The organism is Brevibacterium sp. XM4083 (assembly GCF_006489205.2).
Taxonomy (GTDB): Bacteria; Actinomycetota; Actinomycetes; order Actinomycetales; family Brevibacteriaceae; genus Brevibacterium.
Genome location: NZ_VFYR02000002.1, coordinates 340,592 through 352,488, shown reverse-complemented (window position 1 = coordinate 352,488; position 11,897 = coordinate 340,592). Strand labels below are relative to the sequence as shown.

Below are 11,897 nucleotides of genomic sequence, written 5' to 3'. Positions count from 1 at the left end.
CCTGACAACGCATTAGGAGATTCACATGCACCTGAGCCCCGCAATGCAGAAGGTCCTCGGCGAGCAGGTCACGCTCGAACTCGAGGCCTCGATGGTCTACCTGCAGATGTCCATTCAGCTCGACGACCTCGAGCTCACCGGCATGACCCGGTGGATGCGCGCCCAGTCGGAGGAGGAGCAGGTCCACGCCGCGAAGTTCATCCAGCACTGCGTCGACCGCGGCTTCGCCCCGCAGATCGGCGACATCGCCGCCCCGAAGGTCTCCGGGTCCCGTCCGCTCGACTTCTTCAAGGCCGCACTCGCCCACGAGGAGAAGGTCTCGGAGTCGATCCGCAACATCTACCGCACCGCCCAGGCCGAGGGCGACCTCGACGTCCTCCCCCTGCTCAACTGGTTCATCGACGAGCAGGTCGAAGAAGAGGCGAGCATCTCCGAGATCATCGGTCGTCTCGAGATCGTCGGCGACAGCGGCTCGGGTCTGCTCTCGATCGACAATGCGCTCGGTTCGCGCCACCCGGACATCTCCGCCGACAGCGAGTGAGACTGCGCTGACAGCGAGTGAGACTGCGCTGACACGGCCGGTTCCCCACTGCGGGGAGCCGGCCGTTGTGCTTCTCCGCGCCGGCCGCGGGCCGATGCCGGGCCCCTGCAGCGGGTTCCTCAGACCCCGAAGACGAACTGGGCGAGGAGCAGGGTCGGGGGCAGGGTGCCGAGCATGAGCACCGTCTGGGCGGCGATGAGTGCGGCCATGAGCTCGGCGTTGCCGCCGAGCTGCCGGGCCATGACATATCCGGAGCTCGCCGTCGCGATCGCCTGGAAGACCAGTCCGACCACGGCCGCCTCGGCGGGGACGTCGAGCAGGACGAGGGCGGCGAGACTGAAACCGGGCAGGACGACGAGCTTGGCCGCCGTCGACCAGACGAGGCCGGCACCGTGCTCCCGCAGGGAGAACCACCGCAGCCCCGCCCCCACACAGATGAGACCGATCGGCAGGGCCGCGGCCGCGAGCGGATCGAGGACACCGGAGACGAGCTGCGGCAGCGCCCACCCGGTGAGGTTCCACAGTCCCCCGAGGGCGCACCCGATGACGAGGGGGTTGAGGACGACGACGCGGACGATGCCGAGCACCGACCGTCGTCCCGTGCGGAGGAACTCGAACCCGAGACTCGAGACGATGTTGACCGTGGGCACGAGGATGGCCGCGACGATCGCCGCCAGCGCTCCCCCGCTCGGTCCGAGCAGGCTCGCGGAGATCGAGAGCCCGATGTACGTGTTGAAGCGGATCCCGCCCTGGAGCACCGAGGTGAACGCCGGCAGATCCGCGGCGACGACGCGGCGGAGGACGATGATGAGCACCGAGACGAGGAGCGTGGGCACGACGAGGGCGACAGCGAGTCTGAGCACGGGCACGGCGGTGACGTCCACCTCGGCGACGGAGGTGAAGAGGAGAACGGGCAGGAGGCAGTAGTACGCGAGCCGCTCCGCCCCCGCCCAGAAGTCCTCGCGGGAGAACAGCGGAGTCCTCCGCAGTCCCAGCCCGAGCACGATGAGCGCTGTGACCGGGACGAGGGCGGCGAGGATCGGAGACAGGCTCATAGTTCTTGAGAGTTCCATGTGCGAGGATTGATTTCAAAATTGAGTGTGCTTGACTCAATACAGGACGTGTACCCCACTGAAAGGACGATCATGGCCACTCGCTTCGATCCCATCCGCGATCTCGACCGCTTCTTCACCGAGGTCACCCGCACCCCGAACGCCGCGACCATGCCGATGGACCTCTACCGCGACGGCGAGGTGTTCGTCGCGCAGATCGATATGCCAGGCGTCGATCCCTCGAGCATCGACGTCGATGTCGAGGACCGCACGCTCACGGTGCGCGCGCAGCGGACCTCACCGGTGGCGGACAAGGACGTCAAGTGGCTGACCAGGGAGCGGACCTCGGGCACGTACGCCCGCCAGCTCACCCTCGGCAATCGCGTCGCCCTCGACCGGATCCGCGCCGACTACGAGGACGGCGTGCTCACCCTGACGATCCCCGTCGCCGAGGAGGCCCGCCCGCGCAAGATCAGCGTCTCCCACCAGGCGCCGAAGCAGACCGAGGTCATCGAATCCACCGAGGTGGTCGAGACCGAGGACGACCCGAACATCTGATCTCGGGATGATCCGCACCGGCGGGCAGGGACGCACTCATGCGGCCCTGCCCGCTTCTTCAGTGCTGCGGGACGAGGAGGTAGGCCAGGCACATGTACGGCAGGTCGACAGTGCCGGTGATCGGATGCTCCTCGGTGAGATAGCCGCGCAGGTTCGCCTCGACGCGGCTGCGGGTCGCCTCATTCGACCGCAGCCAGTACGACCGGGTGCGTGCAAGATCGACGATGCCGTCGACGTCGAGCGGGGTGGAGAAGTCGATGACGGCCCGATCGCGGAGCGCGAAGCCGCGCGGAGCGGGCACATACGCCGGGCGGTAGACGTCCCCGGCGTGCATGATGCGGCTGAGCCTGAGCACCCAGTCGACGCGGACGTCGAGTTGGTTGATGAGGATGAGCAGCCGACCGGAGGGCCTGAGGATCCTCGCGATCTCCTCCCCCGCTGCCGCCTCGTCGAACCAGTGCCAGGCCTGGGCGACCGTGACGACGTCGACGCTGCCGGCCGCCAGGCCGGTCGTCTCCGCGGACCCGACGAGCGACGGCGCCGGGTTGTGCTCGAGAGCCTCGGCGTCCGGATCGACGGCGACGACCTCGGCGCCGGCGGCGAGCAGCCTGCGGCTGAGGATTCCCGTGCCCGCCCCGAGGTCGCACACCCGCAGCCCGGCCCAGTCGGCGCCGAGGAGGTCGAGGGCCGCCTGCGGATAGTCGGGCCGCACGGCGTCGTAGAGGTGGGCCTGAGTGCCGAACCGGGTCCCATGCGCGGCCCGAGCTCGGGGTCTGACCATCGCGCTGCCCTCCTCTGCGGCTCTGTGGCGGATCGTCTCAGGAACACACTCTAACGAACCCGCCCGGCCCGCCCTGTGACTAGGATGGAGCCACTGGCAGTCACCACCGCCGCAGCGCGGCGAGAAGGAGCATCGATGACCCCCACCCCCGATCTCGAGTCCGAACTCGAGAAGGCCTCCCGCGCGTACGAGGAGTTCGCCTCGCGCGGTCTCGACCTCGACATCACCCGGGGCAAGCCGAGTCCCGCCCAGCTCGACCTCGCCGACGACCTGTTCACGCAGGTGACCGGGGACGACTACCGCACACCTGGGGGTGTCGACACGCGCAACTACGGCGGCCTCGACGGGATCATCGAACTCCGGGAGATCTTCGCTCCGCTGCTCAAGGTGCCCGCCGAGCAGCTGCTCGCCGGCGGCAACGCCTCGCTCACCCTCATGGCGCAGGCGCTCACCTTCGCCCTCCTCCACGGCACGGCCGCCGACGCCACCCCGTGGGGTGCGGGCCCCCACAAGCTCATCTGCCCGGTCCCCGGCTACGACCGCCATTTCACGCTCGCCGAATCCCTCGGCTTCGAGCTGCTGAGCATTCCGCTGGACGACGAAGGCCCCGACCTCGCCGCAGCGCAGCGGCTCGCCGCGGACCCGAGCGTCAAGGGCATGTGGCTCGTGCCGATGTACTCGAACCCGACAGGGATCACGATCAGCCCCGAGCGGGCCGCCGCGCTCGCTGCGCTGCCCGCCGCGGCCCCGGACTTCACGCTGCTCTGGGACAACGCGTACGCCCTCCACCACCTCCGCGACGAGCATCCGGAGACCATCGACATCCTCGACCTCTGCGCAGCGGCCGGCCACCCCGAACGGCCGTGGATCTTCGCGTCGACCTCGAAGATCACGCATGCCGGGTCCGGGGTCTCGTTCTTCGCCGGCGGTCCGGAGACCGTGCGCTGGTTCACCTCGAACCTTGGCAAGATCGCGATCGGACCCGACAAGGTCAACCAACTGCGTCACCTGCGCTTCTTCAAAGACAGCCAGGGTGTGATCGACCATATGCGCAAGCACGCTGAGATCATCGCCCCGAAGTTCGACGCAGTGCTCGACGCCCTGGAGTCCGGACTCGGCGGGACGGATCTCGCGACGTGGACGAAGCCCGACGGCGGCTACTTCATCACCCTGACCACCCTCGAGGGCACAGCCGATCGGATCGTCAAGCTCGCCGCCGAGGCCGGGGTCAAGCTCACCCCGGCCGGGGCCACGCACCCGTACGGCCTCGATCCGCAGGGCAATGTCATCCGCATCGCTCCGACGATGCCGACGCTGGCCGACGTCGAACTCGCCGCCGAGGGACTCGTCGCCTGCGTCAAGCTCGCGAGCTACGAGAAGCTCCTCGCCGGCTGAGCCCAGGATCTTCCGGCACAGCGGAACGGGGCTGTCTGCGCATCGTGCGCGGACAGCCCCGTCGGCGTGTGCGGGCTCAGTACTCGTAGAAGCCGCGGCCGGTCTTCCTCCCGAGGAGACCGGCATCGACCATGCGGGAGAGGAGGACCGGAGGCTTCGCGGCAGGATCCCCGGTCTCGTCGAAGATGCTCTGGGCCGCGAACAGGCACGTGTCGAGCCCGACGAGATCGGCGAGGGCGATCGGGCCCATCGGGTGGGCGGCACCGCCGACCATGCCGGCGTCGATGTCCTCCTTCGTCGCCGCCCCCGACTCGAGCATGCGGATCGCCGAGCACAGATACGGGATGAGGAGGGCGTTGACGATGAAGCCCGGCCGGTCCTGCGCCTGCACCGGCGTCTTGCCGAGCACCTCACCCACGAAATCCGTGACCGACTCGGCCACACCGGGGTCGGTGAGCACCGAGGACACGACCTCGACGAGCGGCTGGACGGGTGCGGGGTTGAAGAAGTGGATGCCGAGGACCCGTTCGGGCCGCGACGTCGCCTGCGCGAAGCGGATGATCGGCATCGACGAGGTGTTCGACGCGAAGATCGCCTCCTCATCGGTGACGACCTCATCGAGGCGGGCGAAGATCGACTTCTTGATCTCCTCGTTCTCACTCGCCGCCTCGATGACGAGCTGCCGGTCGGCGAGTTCGGCGATGTCGGTGGTCAACCGCAGCCGCGCTTTGGCCGCCTCGCTCTCGGCTGCCGTGAGCTTGCCCTTCTCCACGGCGCGGGCCAGTGACTTCTCGATCCGTGCCTGACCGGCGGCAGCCGCCTCGTCGCTGACCTCGGAGACGATGACGTCGAGACCGGACTTCGCGAGCACCTCGGCGATGCCGGCTCCCATGAGTCCGCTGCCGATGACAGCGGTGCGGGCGATGACCATGGACTTCCCTTCGTTCTCAGTACCCCGGGCGGGCACCTCGGTGACTGTCATGAGGCGAGGAACCAGTCCGCGCTGCGGATGGCCTTCATCGCCTCGCGTCGGCGCTCCCCCGGCAGCGTCTGGATGTAGACCTGCCCGTCGAGGTGCGCCACTTCGTGCTGGAGCATCTGCGCGAACACCTCGGTGCCGGAGATCTCGATCGGGTTGTTCTGCGCATCGACGCCGCGCACCCGGGCGAACTCCCACCTCGGGGTGAGGAAGAAGAGCCCCGGCACGGACAGGCAGCCTTCGTCGATGTCGCGCAGCTGACCGCCGAGTTCGACGATCTCGGGATTGATGACGTAGCCGGTGCGCCCGTCGAGGTCGTAGCCGAAGGCCCGCAAACCCACCCCGATCTGCGGTGCGGCGACGGCCGCCCGCCCCTCGGGCAGGGACGAGTCGACGAGGTCGGCGGCCAGGGCGGCCACGGAGTCGTCGAAGACGGTGATCGGGTCGGCCTTGCTGCGGAGCACCGGGTCACCCCACAGGCGGATGTCCCGCTCAGGCATCGATGACCGCCACGAGATCGCCGCCCTCGAGCTGGGAGACGGAGTCGATCGCGATCCGGGAGATCGGCCCGGCCACCGGCGCGGTGATCGAGGCCTCCATCTTCATCGCCTCGATCGTCGCGATGACATCGCCGGCCTCGACGGTGTCGCCGACGCCGACCTGGAGGGTGACGACACCGGCGAACGGGCTCGAGACGTGCCCCGGCTTCGACGGGTCGGCCTTCTCCGCGGTCTTGACGTCGGACTCGACAGACCGGTCGCGGACCTCGAGCGGACGCAGCTGGCCGTTGAGGGTGAACATCACTGAACGCATGCCGCGTTCGTCGGTGTCGCCGATCGCGCGCAGGCCGATGAGGAGGTTCTTGCCCTTGGACAGTTCGACGGTCGCCTCCTCCCCGGAGGTCAGGCCGTAGAGGTATTCGGCGGTCTCGACGATCGAGAGGTCGCCGAAGCTCGAGCGCATCCGCTCGAACTCCTTCGTCGGGGCGGGGAAGAGCAGTTCGTTGAGCTTCGCCTGCCGCTCGGGTCCGGGGGTCGTCAGGGCCTCCGCATCCGCTGGTGCGAGCTCCTCGGTCACGGGCTTGTGGGTGCGACCGGCCAGGGCCTTCGTCCGGAAGGGCTCGGGCCAGCCGCCCGGAGGGTCACCGAGGTCGCCGGAGAGGAAGCCGATGACCGAGTCCGGGATGTCGAACTTCTCCGGGTTCTCCGCGAACTCGGCCGGGTCGACGCCAGCTCCGACGAGGTGGAGGGCGAGGTCGCCGACGACCTTCGACGAGGGCGTGACCTTGACGAGGTGGCCGAGGATGTCATCGGCGGCCTCGTACATCTTCTCGATCTCCTCGAACCGCTCCCCGAGGCCGAGGGCCACGGCCTGCTGCCGCAGGTTCGAGAGCTGACCGCCGGGGATCTCGTGCCGGTAGACGCGGCCCGTCGGCCCCGGCAGGCCCGATTCGAAGGGAGCGTAGACCTTGCGCACGGACTCCCAGTAGGGTTCGAGGTCCTCGACGGCGGTGAGGCTGATGCCGGTGTCCCGGTCGGTGTGCTCGAAGGCGGCGACGAGAGCGGAGAGGCTCGGCTGGCTCGTCGTGCCGGCCATCGCCGCCGAGGCGGCATCGACGGCGTCGGCTCCGGCGCCGGCCGCGGCGAAGAGGGTCGCGAGCTGACCGCCGGCCGTGTCATGGGTGTGGACGTGGACGGGCAGGTCGAAGTTCTCCCGCAGCGCGGTCACGAGCTTCGCTGCGGCGGCCGGACGCAGCAGACCGGCCATGTCCTTGACCGCGAGCACGTGTGCTCCGGCCTCGACGATCTGCTCGGCGAGCCGGAGGTAGTAGTCGAGGGTGTAGAGCTCCTCGTTCGGGTCGAGGATGTCCGAGGTGTAGCAGAGGGCCACCTCGGCGATCGTCGTGTTCGTCCCCCGCACGGCCTCGATCGCCGGGCGCATCTGCTCGATGTCGTTGAGGGCGTCGAAGATGCGGAAGACGTCGATGCCGGTGCGGGCCGCCTCGTCGACGAAGGCATCGGTGACCTGCGTGGGGTACGGCGTGTACCCGACGGTGTTGCGCCCGCGCAGGAGCATCTGCAGGGCGATGTTCGGCACGGCCTCGCGCAGCTGGGCCAGCCGCTCCCACGGGTCCTCACCGAGGAAGCGCAGCGCGACATCGTAGGTGGCCCCGCCCCAGGCCTCGATGCTCAGCAGCTGCGGGGTCATCCGGGCGACATGGCCGGCGACGGCGAGGAGGTCGCGGGTGCGCACTCGGGTGGCGAGCAGGGACTGGTGGGCGTCGCGGAACGTCGTGTCCGTGACCGCCAGGGCCTCCTGGTCGCGCAGGGACCGGGCGAAGGCCTCGGGGCCGAGGTCGAGGAGGCGGTCGCGGCTGCCGGGAGGCGGAGCCTGACCAAGGTCGAGGTCGGGCAGCTTGTCGGCCGGGCGCAGACGCACGGTCGGCTCACCGTGGGGCCGGTTGACGGTGACGTCGGCGAGGTAGTCGAGGATCTTCGAGCCGCGGTCGGCGCTGACCCGGGCGTCGAGGAGCTGCGGGCGCTCCTCGATGAACGAGGTCGCGAGGTCGCCGGCGACGAACGAGGGGTCCTCGAGCACGGCCTGGAGGAAGCCGATGTTCGACGACACGCCGCGGATGCGGAACTCCGCGAGGGCGCGGCGGGCGCGGGAGACGGCCTGGGCGAAGTCGCGTCCGCGGCATGTGAGCTTGACGAGCATCGAGTCGAAGTGCGCGCTCACCGAGGCGCCCGCGTGGACGGTGCCGCCGTCGAGGCGGACGCCCGCGCCGCCGGCGGACCGGTAGGCGGTGATCGTGCCGGTGTCGGGACGGAACGAGTTCGCCGGATCCTCTGTCGTGATGCGGCACTGCAGGGCCGCGCCCTTGATCCGCATGTCCTCCTGGCGCAGCCCGAGGTCGGCCAGCGTCTCCCCCGCTGCGATGCGCATCTGGGAGGCGACGAGGTCGACGTCGGTGATCTCCTCGGTCACGGTGTGCTCGACCTGGATGCGGGGGTTCATCTCGATGAACACGTGCTTGCCCGCTCGGGGTCCGTCGGTCTCGAGGAGGAACTCGACGGTGCCGGCGTTCTGGTAGCCGAGCGCCTCGGCGAATTTCAGGGCGTCGGAGTGCAGCGCCGCGGCGATCTCCGGGTCGAGGTTGGGCGCCGGAGCGATCTCGATGACCTTCTGGTGGCGGCGCTGGACGGAGCAGTCGCGTTCGAAGAGGTGGATCGCGTTCGCATCGTTGTCGGCGAGTATCTGGACCTCGATGTGGCGCGGCCGCTGCACGGCCTGCTCGATGAAGACCGTGGGATCGCCGAAGGCGCCTTCGGCTTCGCGCATCGCGGCCTTGAGGGCGTCCTCGAGCTGGTCGGGATCCGAGACCCGGCGCATGCCGCGGCCCCCGCCGCCGGCGACGGCCTTGACGAAGAGGGGGTACTCCATCGATTCGGCGTCGGCGAGCAGCTGGGCGATGTCCGCGGAGGGACGGGTCGAGTCGAGGACCGGGATTCCCGCCCCGCGCGCTGCCGAGAGCGCTTGGACCTTGTTGCCGGCGAGTTCGAGGACATCGGCCTTGGGGCCGATGAACGTGATGCCGTTCTCTGCGCACGCGCGGGCGAGATCGGGGTTCTCCGAGAGGAAGCCGTACCCGGGGTAGACGGCGTCGGCGCCGGACTCCTTGGCGACGCGGATGATCTCCTCGACATTGAGGTAGGCGCGGACCGGATGCCCCTCATCGCCGATCATGTAGGCCTCGTCGGCCTTCATCCGGTGTTCGGAGTTGCGGTCTTCGTAGGGGAAGACAGCAACGGTCGAGGCGCCGAGTTCGTACGCCGCGCGGAACGCGCGGACGGCGATCTCCCCGCGATTGGCCACAAGCACTTTAGAGAACATCCGTGTTTCTCGCTTCTTCATCGGTCGCCGAGCGGCGAACAGTCGACTGGCTGTCGAGAGACCACTCTACTCAGTGACGTGGACCACTGAATGCAGGGGGTCCCCGATTCGGGCACCGCGCTCACCTCGGCGTGGTCGACCCTGCCCGAACGGGGAGGATACGTTACCGTAGGAGGGTGCTTGTCCTCAGTATCAGCAGTCTCAAGGGCGGCGTCGGCAAGACGTCCGTGACCCTCGGTCTCGCGTCGGCCGCGTACAACCGCGGCATCCCGACGCTCGTCGTCGACATGGACCCGCAGGCGGACTCGTCGACGGGACTCGACGTCCCCACCTCGACGAGGGTCGACATCGCCGACGTCCTCGCCGCCCCGAAATCGCAGAAGATCCTCTCCGAGGCGATCATCCCCTCGGGGTGGGTCGGTGACAAGCTGGGGCACCTTGATGTCATCTCCGGCTCGCCGCGGGCCGCGGAGTTCGACCGTCCCTCCCTGTCCGAGCGCTACCTGCGCCGGCTCGAGGATGCGCTCAGCCGCATCGCGAAGGGCTACCGGCTCGTCCTCATCGACTGCCCGCCGAGCCTCAATGGACTCACCCGCACCGCGTGGACGGCGAGCAGCCGGGTGGCGGTCGTCACCGAGCCGAGTCTCTTCTCCGTCGCCGCCGCCGACCGCGCATTGCGCGCCGCCGACGAGCTGCGCCAGCGCGGCACCTCCGACATCCAGCCGCTCGGCCTCGTCGTCAACCGCGTGCGCGCCGGTTCGACCGAGCACGACTACCGGATCACGGAGATGCGGGAGATGTTCGGCCCGCTCGTCCTCAATCCCCCGCTCGCCGAACGCGCTGTCATGCAGCAGGCGCAGGGCTCGGCTCGGCCCATCCATTCATGGCCGGGCAAACCCGCCGAGGAGGTCACCTCCTCGTTCGATGCCCTCCTCGAGCGTGCCCTGCGCTCGGAGAACATCCGCGGCCGGAAGTCGGCCAAGCAGTCCTAGACCCTCCCTGCCGCAGTGCGGCACAACGGCGAAGGGCCCAACCGAATCGGTTGGGCCCTTCGCCGTCTTCCCTGGGGTCTGTGCTCAGCCGAGCTTCTGGGCGCGGCGTTGCGCGAGCTCGTCCATCGCGAGGACGGCGGAATCGTCTTCGGGCAGGCGTTCGCTCGGCAGTTCCGAGAGGCTGCCTTCGACTTCGTTCCACACGCGGCCGACGGCGATGCCGAAGACTCCCTGTCCGCCCTGGAGGAGGTCGACGACCTCATCGGGCGAGGTGCATTCGAAGACGCTCGCGCCGTCGGACATCAGCGTGATCTGGGAGAGGTCCTCGACGCCGCGGGACCGCAGGTGGTCGACGGCGGTGCGGATCGACTGCAGCCCGACACCGGTGTCGAGGAGGCGCTTGACGATCTTGAGGACGAGGATGTCGCGGAAGCTGTAGAGACGCTGGCTGCCGGAGCCGGTGGCGTTGCGGATCGAGGGAGTGACGAGGTCGGTGCGTGCCCAGTAGTCGAGGCGCCGGTAGCTGATGCCGACGACCTTGCACACGGTGGGACCGCGGTAGCCGGCCTCTTCGTCGAGGACGGGCAGGTCGTCGTCGAACAGGAGACCCTGTGCTGCCGACGGCAGTGGCGTCGACTCGACGCTTTCGTGACTTGAGCGGTTCACACCGACTCCTCCTTATAGTCCCTGGGGGAAGCGAGGCCGCTTCGAAGGGTCAGAGAATGGAACCATTCTACCGCTCTTCGCAGCGAACCTACAGTGGGATTCAACAACTCCAAACTATTCTGCCGCGGAGGCCGCGACAAACACCCCAAGGTAACGATTTGCGCGTGTCGCCGTTATGGGAGGAATCGAACACCGTCTCCAACCTGTGACGGATCCGGCAGGCACCGCTTGTGACCTCGGACGATGAGAGCTCAGGCGGCGGTCCCGTCGTCGGTTTCCTCCGCTGCCTTCTTCGGCTTCGCCGAGGTCAGCAGCTTCGTCTTCACGGTCGAGGCATAGGTGTCGACGTACTCCTGGCCGCTCAGGCGCATGATCTCGTACATGATCTCATCGGTGATCGACCGCAGCAGGAACCGGTCGACGGGCAGGCCCTCGTACTTCGAGAAGTCCATCGGCGAGCCGAAGACGACGCCGACGCGCCGGAACTTCGGGATGAGACGGCCGGCGGGCTGGATCTTGTCGGTGCCGATGATCGCAACGGGGATGACGGGGGCCCCGGATTCGAGGACGAGGCGGGCGATGCCGGTGCGGCCGCGGTAGAGCTTGCCGTCGGGAGAGCGCGTCCCCTCGGGGTAGATGCCCAGCGAATTGCCCTCACGGAGGACCTTGAGCCCGGACTCCAGTGACGCCTGGGACCCGGAGCCGCCGCCGCGGTCCATCGGCAGCTGGTTGTTGAGCTTGAAGAACCACCGCGTCGCCGCGCCTTTGATGCCGCGTCCGGTGAAGTAGTCCTTCTTCGCGAGGTAGACGACGGGGCGCGGGGCGAGCAGCGGAACGAAGATCGAATCCATGAAGTGCATGTGGTTGCCGGCGATGATCGCCGGGCCGTCCTGCGGCAGGTTGTCCAAACCGCGCACCCACGGACGGAAGAGGATCCGCAGGATGGGTCCGGCCAGGACCCGTTTGAGAAACCAGTAGAACACGCGCACCCTTCCATGTCACGACGCTTGAACGTCCCCGGTCATCATATATCCAACTG

11 protein-coding genes are annotated in these 11,897 nt (G+C 68.5%); 4 read left to right on the top strand and 7 right to left on the bottom strand.

Annotation, left to right across the window (positions count from 1 at the left end):
• Nucleotides 1-25 precede the first annotated feature (25 nt).
• Nucleotides 26-541, top strand: a complete 516-nt coding sequence (locus tag FJ887_RS07395; protein WP_137824099.1) for a ferritin — start codon at nucleotides 26-28, stop codon at nucleotides 539-541.
• Nucleotides 542-660: 119 nt separating this feature from the next.
• Here the strand turns inward: FJ887_RS07395 and FJ887_RS07390 are convergent, their stop codons facing one another.
• Nucleotides 661-1,596, bottom strand: a complete 936-nt coding sequence (locus FJ887_RS07390; RefSeq protein WP_140955015.1) for an AEC family transporter — start codon at nucleotides 1,594-1,596, stop codon at nucleotides 661-663.
• Nucleotides 1,597-1,686: 90 nt separating this feature from the next.
• Between FJ887_RS07390 and FJ887_RS07385 the strand changes: the two genes are divergently transcribed.
• Nucleotides 1,687-2,151, top strand: coding sequence for an Hsp20/alpha crystallin family protein (locus FJ887_RS07385; RefSeq protein WP_140955016.1), 465 nt, complete (start codon nucleotides 1,687-1,689; stop codon nucleotides 2,149-2,151).
• 58 nt (nucleotides 2,152-2,209) lie between these two features.
• Here FJ887_RS07385 and FJ887_RS07380 read toward each other — a convergent pair whose 3' ends face one another.
• Nucleotides 2,210-2,932 carry a class I SAM-dependent methyltransferase gene (locus FJ887_RS07380; RefSeq protein WP_140955017.1) on the bottom strand — a complete coding sequence of 241 codons (723 nt, stop codon included), beginning with the start codon at nucleotides 2,930-2,932 and terminating at the stop codon, nucleotides 2,210-2,212.
• Nucleotides 2,933-3,067: 135 nt separating this feature from the next.
• On the opposite strand from FJ887_RS07380, the gene FJ887_RS07375 reads away from it, so the two are divergent.
• The gene (locus FJ887_RS07375) at nucleotides 3,068-4,327 is read left to right on the top strand and encodes an aspartate aminotransferase type Ic (protein WP_140955018.1); all 1,260 of its coding nucleotides are present in this window, start codon (nucleotides 3,068-3,070) and stop codon (nucleotides 4,325-4,327) included.
• Nucleotides 4,328-4,403: 76 nt separating this feature from the next.
• On the opposite strand, the gene FJ887_RS07370 is transcribed toward FJ887_RS07375, so the two are convergent.
• From FJ887_RS07370 to FJ887_RS07360, 3 genes are read right to left on the bottom strand one after another with little or no spacing between them, the layout of a single operon-like run.
• Nucleotides 4,404-5,309 carry a 3-hydroxybutyryl-CoA dehydrogenase gene (locus FJ887_RS07370; protein ID WP_284711096.1) on the bottom strand — a complete coding sequence of 302 codons (906 nt, stop codon included), beginning with the start codon at nucleotides 5,307-5,309 and terminating at the stop codon, nucleotides 4,404-4,406.
• Nucleotides 5,306-5,806: a peptide deformylase gene (locus tag FJ887_RS07365; protein WP_140955019.1), complete on the bottom strand. Its 501-nt coding sequence runs from the start codon at nucleotides 5,804-5,806 to the stop codon at nucleotides 5,306-5,308. Before FJ887_RS07365 ends, FJ887_RS07370 begins: the two co-directional genes overlap by 4 nt.
• Complete coding sequence (locus FJ887_RS07360) at nucleotides 5,799-9,200, bottom strand: pyruvate carboxylase (RefSeq protein WP_137826150.1); 3,402 nt, start codon at nucleotides 9,198-9,200, stop codon at nucleotides 5,799-5,801. Before FJ887_RS07360 ends, FJ887_RS07365 begins: the two co-directional genes overlap by 8 nt.
• 176 nt (nucleotides 9,201-9,376) lie before the next feature.
• Here FJ887_RS07360 and FJ887_RS07355 point away from each other — a divergent pair, with 176 nt between their 5' ends.
• Complete coding sequence (locus FJ887_RS07355) at nucleotides 9,377-10,192, top strand: ParA family protein (RefSeq protein ID WP_140955020.1); 816 nt, start codon at nucleotides 9,377-9,379, stop codon at nucleotides 10,190-10,192.
• Nucleotides 10,193-10,276: 84 nt separating this feature from the next.
• On the opposite strand, the gene FJ887_RS07350 is transcribed toward FJ887_RS07355, so the two are convergent.
• Nucleotides 10,277-10,858, bottom strand: coding sequence for a MerR family transcriptional regulator (locus FJ887_RS07350; protein ID WP_137826148.1), 582 nt, complete (start codon nucleotides 10,856-10,858; stop codon nucleotides 10,277-10,279).
• A gap of 251 nt (nucleotides 10,859-11,109) precedes the next feature.
• Nucleotides 11,110-11,841 (bottom strand): lysophospholipid acyltransferase family protein, encoded by a 732-nt coding sequence (locus FJ887_RS07345; protein ID WP_137826147.1) that lies wholly within the window; start codon nucleotides 11,839-11,841, stop codon nucleotides 11,110-11,112.
• Nucleotides 11,842-11,897 lie beyond the last annotated feature (56 nt).